The sequence below is a fragment of the Pseudomonas sp. VI4.1 genome (genome assembly GCF_002029345.1).
In the GTDB taxonomy this organism is placed as follows: domain Bacteria; phylum Pseudomonadota; class Gammaproteobacteria; order Pseudomonadales; family Pseudomonadaceae; genus Aquipseudomonas.
The window spans coordinates 1-19,728 of record NZ_MULM01000152.1; the positions used below are offsets into that span (position 1 = coordinate 1).

The window sequence follows — 19,728 nt, forward strand, 5'->3', positions numbered from 1 at the left end:
CGCGATGGACTTAAGAACAACACGTTCATCCCGGATGAATGCGTTATCGTTCACGTCCATCGCGAGCAAGCTCGCTCCTACACGAGCATCAGGCGCTGGCGCACTACATCGACCAGTTTGTCCGGCTGGAATTTGGAGAGGAAATTGTCGCAGCCGACTTTCTTGACCATCGAGTCGTTGAAACTGCCGGACAAGGAGGTGTGCAGCACCACATAAAGGCCACGCAGGCGCGGGTCGTTACGGATTTCAGTGGTCAGGCGGTAACCGTCCATTTCCGGCATTTCCGCATCGGTGAAGACCATCAGCAGTTTGTCGGTCATGTTCACGCCCGTATCGGCCCAGCCCTTGAGCAGGTTCAATGCCTTCAGGCCATCGCTGGCCACGTGCATCTTCACGCCCAGTTGCCCCAGGGTTTCGCGCAACTGCGCGATCGCCACGCTGGAGTCATCCACCAGCAGCACTTCACGCCCGCGGGCGTGTTCCAGTACTGGATCGTCGAGTTTTTCGCGGGACACCTTGGCGTTGTACGGCACGATTTCGGCGAGGACTTTTTCGACGTCGATGATTTCCACCAACTGATCGTCGACCTTGCTGATGGCGGTCAGGTAGTGCTGGCGACCGGCGCTGGTCGGCGGCGGCAGGATGGCTTCCCAGTTCATGTTGACGATGCGGTCCACGCCACCGACCAGGAACGCCTGCACCGAACGGTTGTACTCGGTGACGATGATAGTGCTGGCAGGGCCAGGCACCAGTGCACGCATGCCGATGGCCTGGGACAGGTCGATCACCGGCAGGGTCTTGCCACGCAGATTGACCACGCCGCAGACAAACGGATGGCGCTGGGGCATCAGGGTCAGTTTCGGCAGCTGCAGCACTTCCTGAACCTTGAACACGTTAATCGCGAACAGTTGCCGTCCGGCCAGTCGAAACATGAGAATTTCCAGGCGATTCTCACCCACCAGTTGCGTGCGTTGGTCTACCGTGTCGAGAATGCCGGCCATCAAGGACTCCTGGGCTTGCTCTGATGTATTTACTAAAGGGGGTATCGGCTGCTTTTATCGGACCTTGACCCCCAGGCATAGCGGCCTTTAACGATCAAGCCTGTTGACCCTCAATCGTTGGAGTGCTGCCCAGCAGCGGCGAGTTTTCCGGCAGGTGCACGCGCAGTGCCGCCGCCCGCGCAGAGAACCGCAGACTGTCGCCTTCCATAGGTTCGCCATCCAGGTTGATATAAAGACCTTCCGCGACCTTGATCTCGACCCATGGCAAACGGGCGCGCACAAACATGTTGTCGATGCCGAAACCGTCAGCCAACAGTGTTTTCAAGGTGCCCACCAGTTCCTGCGGCGCAGGCAAGATGCTGATATCCAGCAAGCCATCGTCCGCCAGTGCGTCCGGGCACAACACATGCCCGCCGCCGGCCTGTCGGCCATTGCCGATCCCCAGTGCCAGCAGCTCGCCACTCCATTGGAAATCGGGGCCCTGCAACTCGCCGTAGGCCGCATGCAACTCACTGAAGCGAGATAACCCGGTGAATAGATACGCCGCGCCGCCAAGGATTTTTTTCAGATCCTCCGAGGTGTTGGCCGTCACCTGGCTGCCAAAGCCGCCCGTGGCCATATTCAGGAATACCTGTCCGCCCACTTCGCCCAGATCGATGGCGCTCGGCGCGACGTCCAGTAGATCCAGTGCCTGATCCGGCTCCAGAGGCACACCGGCGGCGCGGGCAAAATCATTGGCCGTCCCCAGGGGCATCAATACCAGGCTGGCCTGCGTCGGTTGTGCGGCCATGGCCTCGGCAATATCGCGCAAGGTGCCATCACCGCCGCCAGCGATGATGTGCCCATAGCCCGCGGTCAATGCCTCCTCTACCAGCCGTTGTGCGTCCCCGGCTTCCCAGGTCAGTCGAACGGCCAGTTCCCAACCCTGTTGGCGCTTGCCCTCGACGGCGGCGCGCACCGACTCGTTGAGCGCCTGCTTGCCATGCAGAATCAATAGCGCCCTGCGTTCGCTCATTGTGCTCACTCCCATGAATTGAATTCCGTACCGGAAATATGGACCTCACCGGCCTTCAGAAAAGTCGATGGAAATTGAATTAATTCCAATCGAGCCGCCTGAGCCCTGCAAAAAGGAATTTTCTTACAAAACGTTAGGAATTGGCTCAATTGACCAGACTGCCGAGATTGGTCCAACGTGGCGACTGCATTTAACAGTCATCAGCAGAAACAAACAGGGAAGTGCCATGCAAAACCATGACATCAGGCTACCGCTCATTCCGGTCACACCACTGGCAGAAAAACGCTCCAGTCATCAGGCTGAATTGAAAAACAGCGCAGCACCCACCGGCGCAGTCGCCATGGATCCTCGGGTCACTGAACTGGAGACACACCTCAGATACATGCGCAGAGACATGGATGAAATGCGTGACCACGTCAAATCCATCAAGCACCGGCTGGTTTATTCAGCTGGCGGAACAGCCGTGGTCCTGGGGCTTCTGGTGTGGATCGGCAATAGCCGTTTCGACCAGCTCGTGACGCTTCTTGTGGGTCGATAAGGAGTCGCCATGAACGCAAAAGCCGCCGGGGTCGAGGTCAGCCCGCAAAAATGCGGCGGACGTGGCAGGGGGCTATCCCACATGGATGGCGGGTTAGCCCAGGACCTCACTCAACGGGATAAAGCTGACCCAGTCGCCCTCGACCAGCGTGCGATCTTCCAGCACTTCAACCAGACCATCCGCCCAGGCGGCGCTGCGCAGCACCCCGGAACTCTGATTCCTGTAGATGATGGCCCGCCCGTTCTCCAGCCGTCCGCGCAAATACTCGCGCCGATTGCCGGCTTTGGGCCAGGCAAATCCTGCCGGAACCTGAAACTTCAGGGGCTCGACCTCCTTCACCCCCAGGCGACGCATCAGATAGGGCCTTGCCAACAAGGCAAAGGTCACCAGGGTCGACGCCGGGTTGCCGGGCAAGCCGATCACCGGGACGCCGCGAAAATGCCCGAAGGTCAAGGGTTTGCCTGGCTTGATGGCCAGCTTCCACAAGGTCAGCTCGCCCTCTTCCCGCAACGCGATCCCGAGAAAATCGGCTTCACCTACCGAGACGCCGCCCGTCGAGAGGATCAGGTCGACATCCTTCAATTCACCCAGGCAGATGCGGGTAGTCGCCAGATCATCCGCAAGAATACCGGCGTCTATCACTTCACAGCCCAGGCGCCGCAACCAACTGCAGAGCAACACGCGATTGCTGTTGTAAATCTGCCCCGGTCCCAGCGCCTGACCCGGTTCAAGCAACTCATCCCCGGTCGACAGGACCGCAACGCGAACCTTGCGAATCACTTCCAGCTCTGCGCAACCCAGCGATGCCGCCAGCCCCTGCTCGATCGGTCCCAGGCGCGTGCCGGCAGGCAGGATCAGTTCACCGACGGTGGTTTCCTGGCCTTGGGGACGGATGTTTTGCCCCGGGACCATGGGTTCGATGAAACGCACTCGCTCATCCGCCTGGACTTCGGCGTTTTCCTGCATCTCGACGCAATCGGCACCCGCAGGAACCGGCGCACCGGTGAAGATTCGTGCACAAGTGCCTGGTTCCAAGGGATCCGGAGCCTTGCCTGCAAAAATCTTCTGACTGACCATCAACGGCTCGCCCGTCCAGTCAGCCACGCGCAAGGCATAACCGTCCATGGCACTGTTGGGCCATGGCGGCAGGTCAAGCGTCGACACCAGGTCATCGGCGAGTACGCGGCCCTCGACCTGCGCCAACGGCAAGCGTTCACGCTCGATAATCGGCGAGGCTTCAGCCATTTCGAGCAAGCGGGCCAGGGCCACTTCGACCGCCATCAGACTGCCGGTCTTGCCTGGCTTACCCACGGGATTCACAGGGTGCCGCCTGTTTCAAATGAGGCACGAAATTGCACGGACGGTGCCGCGAATCCAGCTGCTCGGCGAGAATGCCGTCCCAACCGGTGCGTACGGCATTGGTCGAACCGGGCAAGCAGCAGACCAGCGTGCCATTGGCCAGGCCGGCCAGGGCCCGGGACTGCACGGTCGAGGTGCCGATATCGGCCACCGATATCTGACGGAACAGTTCACCAAAGCCGTCGACCTGCTTGTCCAGCAGGCAGCTCACGGCTTCAGGAGTGCTGTCGCGGCCAGTAAAACCGGTGCCCCCGGTGATCAGCACGACCTGCACGACATCGTCGGCAATCCAGTTGGCGACTTGCGCGCGAATTTTGTAGAGATCATCTTTGAGCAACACCCGGTCCGCCAGGTTGTGACCGGCGGCACTCAAGCGGTCGACGAAGACCTGGCCTGACGTATCGGTTTCGAGGGTACGGGTATCGCTGACCGTCAGCACCGCGATGTTGAGCGGCGCAAAAGGTACATCAGCCTTGGCTTTCATAGGCTCATCCAGTTGTAGGAGAAACAGCCCGGTGTTATATCACAGCCCCTCATTTTTTCGCCGCCCCCATGGAGACCTGCCGTGACTTCGCCAATGGATTTGCCGCCCTGCTCCATTCTGCTCCTGGCGGGTGGGCGAGGCCAACGCATGGGCGGTCAGGATAAAGGGTTGCTGCAATGGCACGGCGAACCCCTGATTGCTCACCTGCACCGCAAGACCCGCGCCTTGAGCGATGACCTGATCATCTCCTGCAACAGGAACCCGGAGCAGTACGCGCCCTACGCCGACCGGCTGGTCCATGACGACGAAGGGGATTTTCCAGGGCCTTTGGCCGGTATCCGGGCAGGCCTGAAGGCCGCCAGGCATGCGCAACTGATGATATTGCCCTGTGATGTGCCCCGTATCGATGCCGCGTTGTTGCAGGGCATGCGCGAAACCGCCAGCCAGCATCCGGACAAACCCTTGATGCTGCGCCAGGGCGAACATTGGGAGCCCTTGCTGTGCATCATCCCCGTGGCACTTTCCAACGCTTTTGAACGTGCCTGGCACGAGGGTGAACGCAGCCCGGGCCGCCTCATGCGCAAGCTGGGGGCCCATGCCCTGCAATGCCCCGACCATGACCCTCGCCTGGCCAACCTCAATACCCCGGAACTGTTAAGTACCCATAACACTGTGCCAGACTGACATGACCCACGGAACTTGCACTCGTTGTATACGTCTCAAGCTCAGTAACCAAAAGAATTCAAATCGGAGACACACTCATGACTCAACGGACCCTCGCCACTTTCATGCTCGCACTGGGCCTCGCGACCCTTGCCGGTTGCGCCTCGCCGACAGTGATCACCTTGAATGACGGTCGCGAAATACAGGCCGTCGACGCTCCTAAATACGATGACGAATCGGGTTTCTACGAATTCGAACAACTGGATGGCAAGCATAACCGCGTCAACAAGGACCAGGTGCGTACCGTCAAGGAGTTGTAATCCTTGCGCTGACGACCGGATACAAAAAGCCCGCTATATGCGGGCTTTTTCGTGGCCATTTTTCGTCCCCGGGAAACGGTGCTCACCACTGCAGCGTGATCGCGCTTTCGAAGTTTCTGTCCTGGCCATTCACCGGATCGACAAACCGCAGCCCCTGGGCAAGCAGCTTCAAAGGATTGGCATAGTCATCCACGACGTCCTTGAGCACCTGAGGATAGAACGGGTCGTTGCAGATACTCGCGCCCAGGGCGGTCATGTGCACGCGCAATTGATGCTTCTTGCCCGTCACCGGGTAAAGGGCATACCGCCACAGATCACCGTTCTTCTCCCGGACCTCGACGGCCGTCTCGGTATTGCTGACGCCCGGACCTTCCTGCATGCGGAAGAACGGCTCGCCATCGATAAGCCGACTCTTGTGCACCAGGGGAAAAGAGAGATCAGGCCGTGCCCTGGCAATCGCCTCGTAGCGCTTTTCGATCTGCCGCGCAGGAAACAACGACTGATATGCCGAGCGGCTGCGAGGGTTGGCGGAAAACAGCACCAGCCCCGCCGTGTGCCGGTCAATGCGGTGCAATGGCACCAGGTGCGGGTTATCCAGGCGGCGGATCAATCGTCGCAGCAGGGTCTGCTCCACGTATTCCCCGGCCGGCGTCACTGGCAGGAAATGCGGTTTGTCCGCCACCACCAGGTGTTCGTCCGCGTACAGGATCGACTCGACCACCGGGATCGGCTTTTCGTCCGGCACTTCTCGAAAGTAGTGAATCCGCAGACCTTCCTTGTAAGGCAGATCAAGGGCAATCGGTGCGCCATGCCCGTCGAGGACGCGCCCACGGGCGATCCTGTCCAGCCATTGTTCACGGCCTATGGCGCTGAAGTGCTCACACAGGCAATCGAGCACGGTCTGCCACGGACCCGGCGGCAAGTAGAGCGTACTGGCCTGGGCGTGTGCTGCAGAAAAAGATGAAGTGGACATACGAACGTTTCGACCCTCGATACAGGGCGGCATTATCCAACAGCAGCCGGATCGAACCTAGAAGAGAATCCTCAAGCCGGTAGGGATCGGGTCTGCGCCGCCGCGTCGGTGAACTCCTTGAGCCAGCGCAGCACGTCGACCGCCTCCCAGCGCCCTGGATCATAAAGGGCATACAACAAGCCCTGATAACCCACGACATCCAGCTGCCTGTGATAACCCGCGCGCTGGAACAAGGCTTCGATTTCGGCGAAACAGGTGTTGAAATGCAGCTTGTTGAAGGGGGTTTTTCCTTCGGTGACCAGGCCATCCAGACGCAATTCGAGGACGGCCTCGCGCACCACGTCCGCCGACATCCGGTTCACGCTGTTCTTCAATTGTTCGACTTTGACCAAGTTCATCCCTCTCACTTCTGGGATCGCCTGCCCAATCTCGCAGAAGGGCGCGTGGCAGGCAACCGGAATAGCTGTATGAACATACAGTATCCGATTAACCTGCTTTTCGCCAATGGAAGAAACGAGAACGGCGACGGGTGGGTCGGCACCGATAGCGTCCGGTCAACGCAAGAACGCCACCACCTGATCGGCACTGAACGGCCAGCCCAGCTCCGCGCCGGTATCGACCCGCCGCAATACCGGAATACGCAAACTGTAGGCTTCGAACCAGGTTTCGTCCGCAGCGATATCCACCAGCTCCACCAGCAGGCCACGCTCGACAAATTCCATCAGCATGGCTTCGGCCACTTCACACAGATGGCACCCAACGGTGCCGAACAGCTGACATTCAGGAGGCATGACGACAAGACCCGACTAAGTAGGCGTTCATTCTAGGCCGGCGATCAAAAGCCGTCGAGCCAATGAACCGCGCGCCTGAGCAACGGTGAATTACAGAAAATGTCGGCAAACGCTGACTCAAATCATTCGTGCAGAATGACACTTGCGCGATGCTCGCGGCTTTTTTGCTTCTACGCTTGAGTAGCCAGACCTATTGCCGGAGAGTTTTGTGTTCGCCAACCTGTTGATCATATTCACCGCCTCCCTGGTGGTGATTGCACTGTTCCAGCGCCTGCGCTTGCCGCCGGTGCTCGGCTACCTGTGCGTGGGGCTGATGATCGGGCCGTCCGCATTCAATTGGGTCAATGAAGGCGAAGATTTGCCGGACCTCGCCGAACTGGGGGTGGTTTTCCTGCTGTTCTCCCTGGGGCTGGAGTTTTCCCTGACGAAAATGCTCGCGTTGCGCCGAGTGGTGTTTGGCCTCGGCAGCCTGCAGGTACTGGGCACCGCAATGCTACTGGGTGGTTTGCTGATGGTGCTCGGCATCTCGACCCTGCCTGCGCTGTTGCTCGGTGCCGGCTTGTCGTTGTCCTCCACCGCCATCGTCAGCAAGGAGCTGGGCAGTCTCGGCGAGATTTTCAGCAGCCACGGCCAGAATGCCATCGCCGTGCTGCTGTTCCAGGATGTGGTGGCGGTGTTGCTGCTGACGATGGTGCCCGTGTTCGCCGGCAACAGCGATCAGGCCTGGTACTGGGCGCTGCCACTGACGCTGGGCAAGACCGTGGTGCTGTTCGTCGGTCTGCTGCTGGCCAGTCGCTGGGTACTGCCGCGGCTGTTCCATGAAGTGGCGGCAGCCCGCTCCGCTGAGCTGTTCGTGCTGCTGGCGCTGGTCATCGTGCTGCTGACGGCATGGTTGACTCACCTGCTCGGCCTCTCCCCGGCCCTGGGTGCATTCCTGGCCGGCATGCTGTTGGGAGAAAGCCACTACCGGCACCAGATCGAAGCCGACATCCGCCCCTTCCGCGACATTCTGCTCGGCCTGTTCTTTGTCAGTATCGGCATGCTGATCGATTTGCAGTTGTTCGCCAGCCACGGCCTGCTGATCCTCGGCCTGACCCTGGGGTTGTTGCTGATCAAAGGCAGCGTCGTTGCGCTCCTGGTCAAATGGCGCGGCAGCGATGGCGAAACGGCCTGGCGCAGCGGCCTGGCATTGGCCCAGGGCGGCGAGTTCTGCTTTGCGCTGATGGCGCAGATGCAGCAGAACACCCTGATGCCCGCCGATTTTGGCGGCCTGCTGCTGGCGGCAACTTTCTGTTCGATGCTCGTCACGCCGCTGTTATTGCGCGCCGCGCCTCACCTGGCGACACGCCTGCACCGCAAACCCAATGAAGAAGCGAAACTCGAGGAAATCAGCGCGCTCACCGCCGACTTGCATGGCCATGCAGTGATCTGTGGCTATGGTCGTGTCGGCCAGTCGATCGGACGCGCACTGCGCAATGTGCAGCAACCCTATATCGCACTGGATATAGATCCGGTGCGTGTCCAGGAAGCCGCCGTGGGTGAATCCTGTGTGCATTATGGCGACTCACGCCGCGGTGAACTGCTGATCGCGACAGGGCTGGAGCGCGCCAGGCTGTTGGTGATCGCCGTGGATCAGACCGACATCGCTTTACTGATCCTCAAGGAAGCGCGGCGACTCAACGCGACCGTGCCGATCCTGGTACGCACGCGCGACGACAGCCAACTGGCCGAGTTGAAAGCATCCGGCGCCAGCGAAGTGGTGCCGGAACTGCTGGAATCGAGCCTGATGCTCGCCTCCCACGCGCTGATCATGCTGGGGTTGCCCGCGCATCAGGTGCAGGAGCGGGCCGACCAGATCCGGCACGACCGCTATCGCCTGTTGCACGGTATTTATCCCGGCGCAGACGATGACGTGCATTGATTCAGTCCTGGCTGACAGCGCCGATCTTGTGCACCGACAGGTCCGCGCCGTAATACTCTTCTTCCTGACTCAGGCGCAGACCATGGAAGGCCTTGATCACGCCATACACGGTAAAACCACCGACCAGCGCCACCATCACACCCAGCGCAGTCCCGATCAATTGGCTGATCAGGCTGACCCCGCCCAGACCGCCCAACGTGACCTGGCCGAAAATGCCGCAGGCGATTCCGCCCCAGACGCCGCACAGGCCATGCAACGGCCACACCCCCAGGACATCGTCGATCTTCCATTTGCCCTGGGCGGCGGTAAAGCACCCGACAAACAGCGCACCGGCAACGGCACCGGTCACCAGCGCACCCACCGGGTGCATCAGATCGGAGCCGGCGCAGATCGCCACCAGCCCGGCCAGCGGGCCGTTATGCAGAAAGCCCGGGTCATTGCGCCCGACGATCAACGCCGCCACGGTGCCGCCGACCATGGCCATCAGCGAATTCACCGCCACCAGGCCGCTGAGACCTAGCAGGGTTTGCGCACTCATCACGTTGAAACCGAACCAGCCGACGATCAGGATCCACGAACCCAATGCCAGGAAAGGAATGCTGGAGGGGGCGAACGCGACCAGTTTTCCATCGCGGTAACGACCGTTGCGTGGCCCGAGCAACAACACCGCCGCCAGTGCCAGCCAGCCGCCCATGGCGTGGACCACCACCGAGCCTGCGAAATCATGGAAGCTGGCGCCGAAGCGTGCCAGCAACCAGGCTTGCAAGCCGAAGTTGCCGTTCCAGATCATGCCTTCGAAAAACGGATAAATGAACGCCACGATCCAGGCCGTCGCGCACAACTGCGGGACAAACCGGGCTCGCTCGGCGATCCCGCCGGAAATGATCGCCGGGATCGCCGCGGCAAACGTCAGCAGAAAGAAAAACTTCACCAATCCGTAGCCATGATCGGCATTGATCACCGCCGCCGGTTGCATGAAGCTGACCCCATAGGAAATCCAATAGCCTATAAAGAAATAGGCCAGGGTCGAAATCGCGAAGTCGCTGAGGATTTTCGCCAGGGCGTTGACCTGATTCTTCTGTCGGACCGTGCCGACTTCCAGGAAGGCAAAACCGGCGTGCATGGCCAGCACCATGACCGCGCCGCCGAGAATGAACAACGTGTTGGAGCTATGGATCAGACTGTCCACAGCGCTTTGCAGATTTTCCATGGATTGGCAGACCTGAAGGCTAAAAAAGCACCAAAGCAGTTCGCACAGACAATTCATGCACCAAGTTGCAACGCTCCCGGACCGGTACAGGGATCCGCTGAGCCACTTTGGCGCACAAGGTTGGAGCCTTTGCGCGAGTTTTCTTTATTTGAGATAAGGTTTCGCTCGAATCATGCCCGGCAACAGCGCAACAACGCAGGCGGACGCACCACGACATAGCAAAAGTTGTACCAGTCATTTGTACTGAACCTTCACGCAAGGCTCATACTCGAACGCAACAGACGCCACTTACGGAGATCCACCCATGGCCAGCATCAAGGCAAAGACTGCTCAAGAAATTCTGATGAATGACTTTCAAACACTGGTCAGCGACACCGAGCGGTTGCTGGAACACACGGCGACGCTGGCCGGCGATCAGGCCGATGAATTGCGCTCGCAAATCCACGACAGCCTGCTGCGTGCCCGGGAAACCTTGAAACTGACCGAAGATTCCCTGCGCGAACGCGGCAAGGCCGCCGTCACCGCGACTGAAGACTATGTTCAGGCCAACCCATGGCAATCGGTCGGGATAGCGGCGGGCGTAGGCTTCCTGATTGGCCTGCTGGCCACTCGGCGCTGATTATGGCGATCGGCGAATCCGGCTCGTCCGCGACGGGCCCAAGCTCCTCACCGCGGCGCCTGGGTGCCGCTTTTCTTGGGCTGCTGCACAGCCATGTCGAACTGTTCGGCATCGAACTGCAGGAACAGAAGGCCCGCACCGTCAGCCTGTTGCTGTTCGCCGGCCTCGCGCTGGTGTTTGCCTTGCTGTTGCTGGTGGGCTTGTCGACGCTGGTGTTGATCCTGTTCTGGGACACCTATCGCCTGCCGGCCATCATCGGGCTATGCGTGTTCTATACCCTCGCGGCCATATTCTGCGGGATGCGGTTGAGAGCGGCGATTTTCGATGAGTCCTCGCCCTTTCACGGCACGCTGGAAGAATTGGCCAATGATCGGGAGCGCCTGCTGCCATGAGTCTGCCTGCATTGCCTAATAACAACTCGCGCACGGAAATGCGCAAGGCATTGATCCGCCTGCGCATGGAAATGCATCGCCAGGAAATCCGCCACGAATCCGCGCAACTGCTGCAACCCCTGCAGCGTGTGCGCGGGATGACGCAAAACCTGCAGGGGAGCTTCGGCATCAAACACGCCCCGCTCTGGGGCATGGCCGCCGTGACCTTGCTGGGTTTTCTCACCGGCAAAGGCGCCAGGAGTGGCGGCACCAGCAGCCTGACCCGCCTGGTTCGATTGGGGACCACATTGGGTCCGTTGATCAAGCTGGTCATGCAAGGCAACTCGCGCAACCAATAGGCCACGCTCTGGCTGCATGCTGGTAACGTCACCGGGACGAACCTCTTTATCGAGGGGTCCATCCCGGCTTGCCTACCCGGTCGCCGGCACGCCGTGCGTCTACAGGCGCGTGCGTGTTTTGCCCCTTGCAGGCCATGGCGCGAACCCGGAAGCTAGGGACTCAGTCACCAGACGGAGAGCACCAGCCTTGGATTGGCAAACTTTGCTTACTCGCGAACGCCTCGGAAAGCCATTGCACAGCCCGGAAGAACTCGGCCGCAGCCCTTTCCACAAAGACCACGACCGCATCATTTTTTCGGGAGCGTTTCGCCGCCTCGGGCGCAAGACGCAGGTTCATCCAGTCTCCAGTAACGATCACATCCACACGCGCCTGACCCACTCGCTGGAAGTCAGTTGCGTCGGCCGCTCGCTGGGCATGCGCGTCGGTGAAACCATCCGCAATGCCCTGCCCGACTGGTGCGACCCGAGTGACCTGGGGATGGTCGTGCAATCGGCCTGCCTGGCCCACGACATCGGCAACCCGCCCTTCGGCCACTCCGGCGAAGACGCCATCAGGCACTGGTTCCAGCAAGCCGCTGGCCGTGGCTGGCTGGATGCCATGAGCGAAGTCGAACGCGATGACTTCCTCAATTTCGAAGGCAATGCCCAAGGCTTCCGGGTACTCACGCAGCTGGAATATCACCAGTTCGACGGCGGCACCCGGCTGACCTACGCCACCCTGGGGACTTATCTGAAGTATCCATGGACGGCAAAACACGCGGACTCACTGGGCTACAAGAAGCACAAGTTCGGCTGCTACCAGAGTGAGTTGCCGCTGCTGGAGCAGATCGCCCAAAAACTCGGCCTGCCGCAACTCGAGGAACAGCGCTGGGCGCGTCACCCGCTGGTGTACCTGATGGAAGCCGCCGACGACATCTGCTACGCGCTCATCGACCTGGAAGATGGCCTGGAGATGGAGCTGCTGGAATATGCCGAAGTCGAATCGCTGCTGCTGGATCTGGTGGGTGACGATTTGCCGGAGACCTATCGCCAGCTCGGTCCGCAGGACTCGCGCCGGCGTAAACTGGCGATCCTGCGCGGCAAAGCCATCGAACATCTGACCAACGCCGCGGCCCGCGCCTTTGTCGAGCAACAGGACGCATTGCTGGCGGGCCTGCTGCCCGGCGATCTGGTGGAGCACATGCATGGCCCCGCCAAGCGATGCGTGTTGAATGCGAAGGACATGGCGCGCAAAAAGATCTTCCAGGACAAGCGCAAGACCCTGCACGAGATCGGCGCCTATACCACCCTGGAAATCCTGCTCAATGCCTTCTGCGGCGCGGCACTGGAGCAGCATGACGGTCGTACGCCCTCCTTCAAGAGCCGGCGCATCCTCGATTTGTTGGGCAACAATGCGCCCGATCCCTACGGTCCCTTGCACACTTCGTTTCTGCGCATGATCGATTTCATCGCGGGCATGACCGACAGCTATGCCAGTGACATGGCATTGGAAATGACCGGTCGCTCCCACCATTGACAGGAACCGGTCGATCGGCCATTTCGACCCCCGAATGGCCGATCGACGCTGGAAAATCCAAGTACGTTCAACGCTCGCTGAATCCCCCTACAGCTTGAGGTAAATGTACTGATCGTCTGTCCGGCATTTTCGCTCAATAATCACACTCCGTTGTACTCGACAGATGAAGCGTGAGTAATCCTATGTCCGAAGACAATCTGCGCATCCTGCTGGTAGAAGATCACCCCTTTCAGCTCAGGGCGACCCAGTGCCTGCTCGAGAGTTACGGCTTCACTCAATTGACCCCCGCCGACAGTGCCGAAGGCGCGATGCAACATATGATCAGGGCGGCGCACCCCTTCGATATTCTTTTGTGCGACCAATGCCTGCCCGATCTTCCCGGCCTCGAGTTGATCGAGTACGCCAGTCATCGGGGGATGATCAGGCAAGCCATATTGCTAAGCAGCCTGACATCCGCTGAACTGGACGAATTAAAGCAAGTGGCCAAGGCGTATCGGCTGCCATTATTGGGTTGTCTGGCCAAGCCATTGAAACAATCCGAATTTCTAAACTTGTTGACCTTGACCTCACTATAAACAACGTTGAAATTCAGACACTAAAACCCCGAGCAAAATACAATTCAATACTTGCGAAATAGCAGTTCAAACACCTCATCTAAACGCCCGACGCCGACACTGTCTTCACAAAAAATCCAGTTAACACGTAGTCCTAATCTTTTTCCGCTGTAGGAATATTCCTATATTGCTGCAGCAGGTCCGTCAGTTCATGCGTCACCTCAACTATCTGAGCTAAGGTGCGTGCTTTATTCGCGCTCGTATGGGATTTGATTATGAACTCCGTTTTTATCGTCGACGATCACCCCGTCATCCGCCTTGCCCTCCGAATGTTGCTCGAACATGCAGATTTCAATGTCGTCGGCGAATCGGATAATGGGGTCGATGCCATGCAGATGATTCGCGAATGCATGCCTGACCTGGTCATTCTCGATATCAGCATTCCCAAACTGGACGGACTGGAAGTTCTCGCCCGCATCAACCAAATGTGTACGCCGATAAAAACACTGGTACTAACAGCGCAATGCCCGAAACTTTTCGGTACTCGCTGCATGAAATCCGGCGCCTGCGGATATGTGTGCAAACAGGAAGAGCTCAGTGAACTGGTCAGTGCCATCAAAGCGGTATTTTCAGGTTACAACTATTATCCGAGCGAGGCCCTGAGTCCTGTTCGTGGCGATGACGCACGTTGTGCCGATCTGGAGTTGTTCAAGGCAGTCAACGATCGCGAACTGATGGTATTGCAACTTTTCGCCCAAGGCCGCAGCAACAAGGAAATTGCCAAAGGCATGTTTCTGAGCAACAAGACGGTCAGCACCTATAAAAAACGACTCATGCAAAAACTCAAGGCCGAATCCCTGGTTGAACTCATCGAGATGGCAAAACGTAACGCGTTAGTGTGAGAAGCAGAATGCTCAGCCGCATAAAGGACTATCTGATACTCATGGCCGCCGGTTTGAGCCTGAGCACCGCGGTGCCCGCTGCACAGACCTCCAGCAACAGTCTCACCCTGCTCAGTCGTTCATCGGCCGGACACCTGGAAGTGCAACTGGATCAATCCCAACGCCAATGGATCAAAAACAAGGGTGAACTGATTCTCGGCACTTCAGCCCCGGATTATCCGCCCTTCGATCTGACCGTCAGCGGTCACGAGTATGAAGGTTACACCGCCGACTATGCCGGGCTCCTGGGCACGTCCACCGGTTTGCCCATCAAGGTCCGGCGCTTCGAGTCCCGAGGGGCGGCGATCGAGGCACTCGAAAACGGCGAGGTCGACCTGCTCGGCACCGCCAACGGGTTCGAAGCTCACAATGCCCTGGACATCGTGCTGTCCGAACCCTACGCCGTGGATCAACCGGTGCTGGTGACCCGGGAAGACGAAAGCAGGTCCCTGAGCGACGGTCTCGTCGGCCTGCGGTTGAGCATGGTGTATCACTATTTGCCACTGGAGGAAGTCAGGGCCGTCTATCCCAAGGCGATCATCACGTCCTACCCTTCCTACCAGAATGCGATCAATGCTGTGGCTTTCGACCAGGCTGACGTCTTCCTCGGCGATACTATTTCAACCCACTACATGATCAACAAGGGCTACCTGAACAACGTCCGCATGGCCAATTTCGGCAGACACGAAGCCCAGGGTTTCAGCTTTGCCGTGAACAGGAACAACCCCGAACTGCTCGGGATTATCAATGCGATGCTGATGGCGGTCCCCACCGGCGAGCGAGACAGCATTGCCAAGCGCTGGAGCGCTGGCAGCGACATTCTGCTCACCGATCAAAAACTGCAGCTCAGTGACCACGAAGAACGCTGGCTGGCGCAACACCCGGTCGTGCGGGTGGTGGTCAATGAAGCGTTTGCGCCGCTGACGTTTTTCGACAACGACGGCAACTTTCGAGGCATTACCGCAGACCTGCTCGAACTGATCAGGCTGCGTACCGGTTTGCGCTTCGATATTCGGCGCAGCCGCAGCGATGGCGAGATGGTCGAGCAGGTCAACACCGGGCAAGCCGACCTGATCGCCGCCCTGCTCCCCAGCGCCCAACGTGAAGCGAGCCTGAGCTTCACCCGGCCATACCTGCAGAACTCCTTCATTCTGCTGACCCGCAAATCCGCCGGCAGCCCGACAAGCCTTGCCCAATTGCAGAACCAACGCCTGGCCATCGCTCAGGGCAATCCAATGGCGGATGACTTGCGCCGCGAGTTCCCGCAGATCAAGCTGATTGAAACCCCGGACACCTTCAGCGCCGCGGAAATGCTGGCCGAAGGCAAGGCACAGGGTGCGGTGAGCTCACTGGTGGTTGCCAACTACTTCCTGTCATCGCAGGTTTTCGAACACACCCTGCGCATCAGCAGCACCCTCGGAACCCGGCAGGCCGCATTTTCCCTGGCGACCGGCCGGGACGCCCGCGAGCTGAACGCCATTCTCGACAAGGCGCTGCAAAGCATCACACCGGAAGAACTGGGCATCATCAACAGTCGCTGGCGTGGTTATTCGGCGACCTCGCAACATCCCTGGCGCAACTATCACCGCCTGTTTTTTCAGATCGTCATCGGCGCCGGCGTGCTGTTGCTGATTTCCGTTGCCTGGAACGCTTATATGCGTCGCCAGATAAAACAGCGTCAGGCGGCCGAGCGTGCGTTGAACGATCAATTCGAATTCATGCGCTCGCTGGTCAACGGCACACCGCATCCCATCTATGTGCGCGATCGGCAAGGGCTGTTGCAAAGCTGCAACGACAGTTACCTGGAAACCTTCTGCGTGAAACGTGAAGAGGTCATCGGCAAAAGCGTCCTGCAGGGCACCCTGAGCAATGCCTTCGAAGCGCGCGAATTTCAAGCCGATTACCAGCGCGTCGTGGCCGAGGGCATACCGCTGATTCTCGACCGGCCGCTGCACATTGGAGGCCGCAGACTGACGATCTACCACTGGATTATCCCCTACCGCGATTCCAGCGGTGAAGTGCGGGGCATCATTGGCGGCTGGATCGACATCAGCGAGCGGCGGCAACTGTTCGATGAGTTGCGCTGCGCGAAAGAACGGGCCGATGAAGCCAACCGGGCCAAAAGCACGTTCCTGGCGACCATGAGCCATGAGATCCGCACGCCGATGAACGCGGTCATCGGCATGCTCGAACTGACGCTCAAGCGTATCGATGACCAGCATCCGGACCGTCCGGCCATCGATGTGGCGTACAACTCGGCAAAAGACTTGCTCGAGCTGATCGGAGACATTCTCGATATCGCGCGGATCGAGTCCGGCCGCCTGAGCCTGAGCCCGGAACGCGTCAACCCGCGTGAGATCGTGACCTCGGTGATACGGATTTTCGAAGGGCTGGCGCGTCAGAAAAATCTTGAACTGCTGTTGGAATTTCACCCCGACAATCCGCGGCTCGATATCGTATTGGACCCGTTGCGCTTCAAGCAGGTGTTGTCCAACCTGATCAGCAACGCCATCAAGTTCACAGAGCTTGGCCAGGTCAGGATCAGCGTTGTCCTGCAACCCACCGACGAGCCGGAACGCATCCGGATGTTGTTACACGTTCAGGACAGTGGCATCGGCATCAGCGAACAGGATCGGCAACGGTTATTCGAACCTTTCGCTCAAGCCGATCATTGTGAACAGTCAAGCAGGGGGGGCGCAGGGCTGGGCCTGGTGATCAGTCGCAGTCTGTGCGAAATGATGGGCGGCAGCCTGCAATTGAGCAGCCAGCCGGGTATCGGCACTCAGGTCCAGGTTTCGCTGTGCCTGGCAACGCTGCCATACGAGCAGCTTCCCGAGGCTGTTGAAGCGCCCATCCATGCCACAAGGTCACCCCTGAACGTTCTGGTGGTGGACGATCACCCGGCCAATCGCTTGCTCATGTGCCAGCAGCTTGAGTTTCTGGGGCATCGATTCAGCGTCGCAGCGGATGGCGAGGCAGGATTCGAGGCGTGGCAAGCGCTGACGTTCGATCTGGTGATTGTCGATTGCAACATGCCGATCATGAATGGCTACGAATTGGCCCGCGCCATTCGCCGACAGGAACCACAAACGCCACGCCCTCCCTGCACCATTCTGGGGTTCACTGCCAACGCACAGCCGGAAGAAATACAGCGCTGCAAACAAGCCGGCATGGACGACTGCCTGTTCAAACCCCTGACGCTGTCAGCGTTGAGCCAATGGGTTGAAGGTATCGAGCCCATCGTGCGCGATCCGGCCTTCAGCCTGAAAGGGCTGCACCAGTTGACGGGGGGTAACCCGGTTCTGGAACAGCGACTGTTGGTCGAACTGTTCAACAGCAACCGGTCGGACCGACAAGCGCTGCTGGCATTGACCCCATCCGGGGAGCGGCAGTCATTCCTCGATATGGCCCACAAAATCAAGGGCGCGGCCCGCATTGTCCAGGCCGCCCGCTTGATCGACAGCTGTGAGGCGCTGGAGAGCGCCTGCCATGAAGTGTTCCATCGCGCCAACGTCACCGAATGCAGCAAAGCCGTAGGGAGCGCCATGCTCGAATTGGAGCAGGCGCTGCAACAGCAACTTCGACAAAACGACGACAGCAAAATGAAAGAGGCTTAACCCTGCATGATCAGCAGTCAGTCAGGCGCAGGAAAATCGCCGCCAGGTGTTCGATACCGGCTTGATCTTCAGCGGTAAACCGCGCGAGCTTCGGGCTGTCGAGGTCCAATACGCCGATCAATCGGCCGTTTTTGACCAGCGGCACGACCAGCTCGCTGTTGGACGCGCTGTCGCAGACGATATGCCCCGGGAACGCGTGTACGTCTTCGACCAATTGGGTGTGCAAGGTCGCCGCCGCAGTCCCGCACACACCGCGACCGAACGGAATTCGCACGCAGGCGATCTGGCCTTGAAACGGACCCAGTACCAGCTCTTCATTGCGATTGAGGTAAAAACCGGCCCAGTTCAAATCATCGAGCTGGTTGTACAGGAATGCCGAAAACTGCGCGGCGTTGGCAATGAAATCCCGCTCATCCGCCAGCAACGACTCCAGCTGTGCCCACAGCATGCCGTAGCCTTCGAGGCCCTGGCCGCTCTTTTGCAAATCGATCATGCCTTGCGCTCCAACAGCTTGAGCCCGACCCAATAGCGGGCAAATTGATAGGCGCATCGTCCGTTGCGATTGCCCCGCCCCGTCGCCCAGCGCACGGCGAGGATGTCCAGTTCTGCATCACGCTGCCACTTGAGGCCGGCCTTGTCGGCCAGTTGACCGATCCAGTGCTCGACGACGTTGAGGAAGTGTTCCTGGGTAAACGGATAGAACGACAGCCACAGGCCAAAACGGTCCGACAGGGCAATCTTGTCTTCCACCGCCTCGCTGGGATGGAGTTCGCCGTCGACCCTTTTCCAGTTTTCGTTATCGCTTTCCTTTTCCGGAACCAGGTGCCGACGATTGGAGGTCGCGTAGAGTAAAACGTTATCCGGCGCCTGTTCGAGAGAACCGTCGAGCACGCTCTTGAGCACGCGATAGTCGCCTTCGCCCGACTCGAACGACAGGTCATCGCAGAACAGCACGAAGCGCTGGGGCAATTTGCCAATCTGTTCGACTACGCGTGGCAAGTCCGCCAGGTGATCGCGTTCGATCTCGATCAGCCGCAACCCCGCCTGGGCGTGTTCGGCCAGCAAGGCGCGCACCAGGGACGATTTGCCTGTACCGCGCGAGCCCCAGAGCAAGGCGTGGTTGGCCGGCATGCCGTCGAGGAACTGTTGGGTATTGCGCCCCAACTGTTCCACTTGCCGATCGACGCCGATCAAGTCGGACAAACGCATGTCGAGACTGACTTGCAGCGGCAACAGAAAACCGCTGCGCCCTTCGCGATGCCAGCGTGCGGCCAGGCAGTGCGTCCAGTCGATGGCTTGCCGGGGGGTGGGCAGCAGCGGTTCGATACGGGCCAGCACGGCATCGGCGCGTTCAAGAAAAGCATTCAATCGGGAATCCACGTCTTCTCCTCGGGCACGTTCACGGTAATGATGCGTTACAGCAATCCAACACAGCGTACGATGACCTTTTCAGCCCTTGAACAAGGGGCGTGCGGG

General features: G+C 59.3%; 21 protein-coding genes. 11 read left to right on the top strand and 10 right to left on the bottom strand.

All coding sequences use genetic code 11. The features are described from left to right. Positions 1-77 precede the first annotated feature (77 nt). Positions 78-1,001 carry a chemotaxis protein CheV gene (locus tag BZ163_RS15050; protein ID WP_128871561.1) on the bottom strand — a complete coding sequence of 308 codons (924 nt, stop codon included), beginning with the start codon at positions 999-1,001 and terminating at the stop codon, positions 78-80. 94 nt (positions 1,002-1,095) lie between these two features. Continuing rightward, positions 1,096-2,016: a lipid kinase YegS gene (gene yegS, locus BZ163_RS15055; RefSeq protein WP_128871562.1), complete on the bottom strand. Its 921-nt coding sequence runs from the start codon at positions 2,014-2,016 to the stop codon at positions 1,096-1,098. Between the two features lie 226 nt (positions 2,017-2,242). Here yegS and BZ163_RS15060 point away from each other — a divergent pair, with 226 nt between their 5' ends. Continuing rightward, positions 2,243-2,554 (top strand): hypothetical protein, encoded by a 312-nt coding sequence (locus tag BZ163_RS15060; RefSeq protein ID WP_128871616.1) that lies wholly within the window; start codon positions 2,243-2,245, stop codon positions 2,552-2,554. A gap of 93 nt (positions 2,555-2,647) precedes the next feature. Here the strand turns inward: BZ163_RS15060 and glp are convergent, their stop codons facing one another. Together glp and moaB are read right to left on the bottom strand one after the other, a co-directional pair. Further along, positions 2,648-3,874: a gephyrin-like molybdotransferase Glp gene (gene glp / locus BZ163_RS15065; protein ID WP_128871563.1), complete on the bottom strand. Its 1,227-nt coding sequence runs from the start codon at positions 3,872-3,874 to the stop codon at positions 2,648-2,650. Beyond that, positions 3,858-4,397, bottom strand: coding sequence for a molybdenum cofactor biosynthesis protein B (moaB, locus tag BZ163_RS15070; protein ID WP_128871564.1), 540 nt, complete (start codon positions 4,395-4,397; stop codon positions 3,858-3,860). The genes glp and moaB overlap by 17 nt, the downstream gene beginning before the upstream one ends. A gap of 81 nt (positions 4,398-4,478) precedes the next feature. On the opposite strand from moaB, the gene mobA reads away from it, so the two are divergent. Then, positions 4,479-5,081, top strand: a complete 603-nt coding sequence (gene mobA / locus BZ163_RS15075; protein ID WP_128871565.1) for a molybdenum cofactor guanylyltransferase MobA — start codon at positions 4,479-4,481, stop codon at positions 5,079-5,081. 77 nt (positions 5,082-5,158) lie between these two features. Continuing rightward, entirely contained in the window at positions 5,159-5,380 is a 222-nt protein-coding gene (locus BZ163_RS15080; protein ID WP_128871566.1) for a YgdI/YgdR family lipoprotein, read from the top strand. A gap of 82 nt (positions 5,381-5,462) precedes the next feature. On the opposite strand, the gene BZ163_RS15085 is transcribed toward BZ163_RS15080, so the two are convergent. From BZ163_RS15085 to BZ163_RS15095, 3 genes are all read right to left on the bottom strand, one after another. Then, the gene (locus BZ163_RS15085; RefSeq protein ID WP_128871567.1) at positions 5,463-6,353 is read right to left on the bottom strand and encodes a pseudouridine synthase; all 891 of its coding nucleotides are present in this window, start codon (positions 6,351-6,353) and stop codon (positions 5,463-5,465) included. A gap of 71 nt (positions 6,354-6,424) precedes the next feature. Continuing rightward, positions 6,425-6,745 (bottom strand): transcriptional regulator, encoded by a 321-nt coding sequence (locus tag BZ163_RS15090; RefSeq protein ID WP_128871617.1) that lies wholly within the window; start codon positions 6,743-6,745, stop codon positions 6,425-6,427. Positions 6,746-6,907: 162 nt separating this feature from the next. Further along, complete coding sequence (locus tag BZ163_RS15095) at positions 6,908-7,144, bottom strand: glutaredoxin family protein (RefSeq protein WP_128871568.1); 237 nt, start codon at positions 7,142-7,144, stop codon at positions 6,908-6,910. 208 nt (positions 7,145-7,352) lie between these two features. Here BZ163_RS15095 and BZ163_RS15100 point away from each other — a divergent pair, with 208 nt between their 5' ends. Then, on the top strand, positions 7,353-9,065 hold the full coding sequence (locus BZ163_RS15100) for a monovalent cation:proton antiporter-2 (CPA2) family protein (RefSeq protein ID WP_128871569.1): 1,713 nt from the start codon (positions 7,353-7,355) through the stop codon (positions 9,063-9,065). Position 9,066: 1 nt separating this feature from the next. Here BZ163_RS15100 and BZ163_RS15105 read toward each other — a convergent pair whose 3' ends face one another. Further along, positions 9,067-10,275, bottom strand: coding sequence for an ammonium transporter (locus BZ163_RS15105; RefSeq protein WP_128871570.1), 1,209 nt, complete (start codon positions 10,273-10,275; stop codon positions 9,067-9,069). A 304-nt stretch (positions 10,276-10,579) separates the two neighbouring features. Here BZ163_RS15105 and BZ163_RS15110 point away from each other — a divergent pair, with 304 nt between their 5' ends. From BZ163_RS15110 to BZ163_RS15140, 7 genes are all read left to right on the top strand, one after another. Beyond that, positions 10,580-10,894 carry a YqjD family protein gene (locus BZ163_RS15110; protein WP_128871571.1) on the top strand — a complete coding sequence of 105 codons (315 nt, stop codon included), beginning with the start codon at positions 10,580-10,582 and terminating at the stop codon, positions 10,892-10,894. 2 nt (positions 10,895-10,896) lie between these two features. Then, positions 10,897-11,286: a phage holin family protein gene (locus BZ163_RS15115; protein WP_064676499.1), complete on the top strand. Its 390-nt coding sequence runs from the start codon at positions 10,897-10,899 to the stop codon at positions 11,284-11,286. Then, positions 11,283-11,624, top strand: a complete 342-nt coding sequence (locus tag BZ163_RS15120; RefSeq protein ID WP_128871572.1) for a hypothetical protein — start codon at positions 11,283-11,285, stop codon at positions 11,622-11,624. The genes BZ163_RS15115 and BZ163_RS15120 overlap by 4 nt, the downstream gene beginning before the upstream one ends. Positions 11,625-11,811: 187 nt before the next feature. After that, complete coding sequence (locus BZ163_RS15125) at positions 11,812-13,140, top strand: deoxyguanosinetriphosphate triphosphohydrolase (RefSeq protein WP_128871573.1); 1,329 nt, start codon at positions 11,812-11,814, stop codon at positions 13,138-13,140. Positions 13,141-13,322: 182 nt separating this feature from the next. Further along, a complete protein-coding gene (locus tag BZ163_RS15130; RefSeq protein WP_128871574.1) occupies positions 13,323-13,715 on the top strand; it encodes a response regulator in 393 nt (130 codons plus the stop codon). A gap of 254 nt (positions 13,716-13,969) precedes the next feature. Next, positions 13,970-14,596, top strand: a complete 627-nt coding sequence (locus BZ163_RS15135; RefSeq protein WP_128871575.1) for a response regulator transcription factor — start codon at positions 13,970-13,972, stop codon at positions 14,594-14,596. A gap of 8 nt (positions 14,597-14,604) precedes the next feature. Then, positions 14,605-18,252 carry a transporter substrate-binding domain-containing protein gene (locus BZ163_RS15140; protein WP_128871576.1) on the top strand — a complete coding sequence of 1,216 codons (3,648 nt, stop codon included), beginning with the start codon at positions 14,605-14,607 and terminating at the stop codon, positions 18,250-18,252. A 10-nt stretch (positions 18,253-18,262) separates the two neighbouring features. Here the strand turns inward: BZ163_RS15140 and BZ163_RS15145 are convergent, their stop codons facing one another. Next, a complete protein-coding gene (locus tag BZ163_RS15145; RefSeq protein ID WP_128871577.1) occupies positions 18,263-18,745 on the bottom strand; it encodes a GAF domain-containing protein in 483 nt (160 codons plus the stop codon). Next, on the bottom strand, positions 18,742-19,632 hold the full coding sequence (locus BZ163_RS15150; RefSeq protein WP_128871578.1) for an ATP-binding protein: 891 nt from the start codon (positions 19,630-19,632) through the stop codon (positions 18,742-18,744). Before BZ163_RS15150 ends, BZ163_RS15145 begins: the two co-directional genes overlap by 4 nt. Positions 19,633-19,728 lie beyond the last annotated feature (96 nt).

Coding starts and splice junctions, on each gene's coding strand:
- BZ163_RS15050 (WP_128871561.1), bottom strand. CDS start 1,001: ATGGCCGGCATTCTCGACACGGTAGACCAACGCACGCAACTGGTGGGT.
- yegS (WP_128871562.1), bottom strand. CDS start 2,016: ATGAGCGAACGCAGGGCGCTATTGATTCTGCATGGCAAGCAGGCGCTC.
- BZ163_RS15060 (WP_128871616.1), top strand. CDS start 2,243: ATGCAAAACCATGACATCAGGCTACCGCTCATTCCGGTCACACCACTG.
- moaB (WP_128871564.1), bottom strand. CDS start 4,397: ATGAAAGCCAAGGCTGATGTACCTTTTGCGCCGCTCAACATCGCGGTG.
- BZ163_RS15080 (WP_128871566.1), top strand. CDS start 5,159: ATGACTCAACGGACCCTCGCCACTTTCATGCTCGCACTGGGCCTCGCG.
- BZ163_RS15085 (WP_128871567.1), bottom strand. CDS start 6,353: ATGTCCACTTCATCTTTTTCTGCAGCACACGCCCAGGCCAGTACGCTC.
- BZ163_RS15095 (WP_128871568.1), bottom strand. CDS start 7,144: ATGCCTCCTGAATGTCAGCTGTTCGGCACCGTTGGGTGCCATCTGTGT.
- BZ163_RS15105 (WP_128871570.1), bottom strand. CDS start 10,275: ATGGAAAATCTGCAAAGCGCTGTGGACAGTCTGATCCATAGCTCCAAC.
- BZ163_RS15110 (WP_128871571.1), top strand. CDS start 10,580: ATGGCCAGCATCAAGGCAAAGACTGCTCAAGAAATTCTGATGAATGAC.
- BZ163_RS15115 (WP_064676499.1), top strand. CDS start 10,897: ATGGCGATCGGCGAATCCGGCTCGTCCGCGACGGGCCCAAGCTCCTCA.
- BZ163_RS15120 (WP_128871572.1), top strand. CDS start 11,283: ATGAGTCTGCCTGCATTGCCTAATAACAACTCGCGCACGGAAATGCGC.
- BZ163_RS15130 (WP_128871574.1), top strand. CDS start 13,323: ATGTCCGAAGACAATCTGCGCATCCTGCTGGTAGAAGATCACCCCTTT.
- BZ163_RS15135 (WP_128871575.1), top strand. CDS start 13,970: ATGAACTCCGTTTTTATCGTCGACGATCACCCCGTCATCCGCCTTGCC.
- BZ163_RS15140 (WP_128871576.1), top strand. CDS start 14,605: ATGCTCAGCCGCATAAAGGACTATCTGATACTCATGGCCGCCGGTTTG.
- BZ163_RS15145 (WP_128871577.1), bottom strand. CDS start 18,745: ATGATCGATTTGCAAAAGAGCGGCCAGGGCCTCGAAGGCTACGGCATG.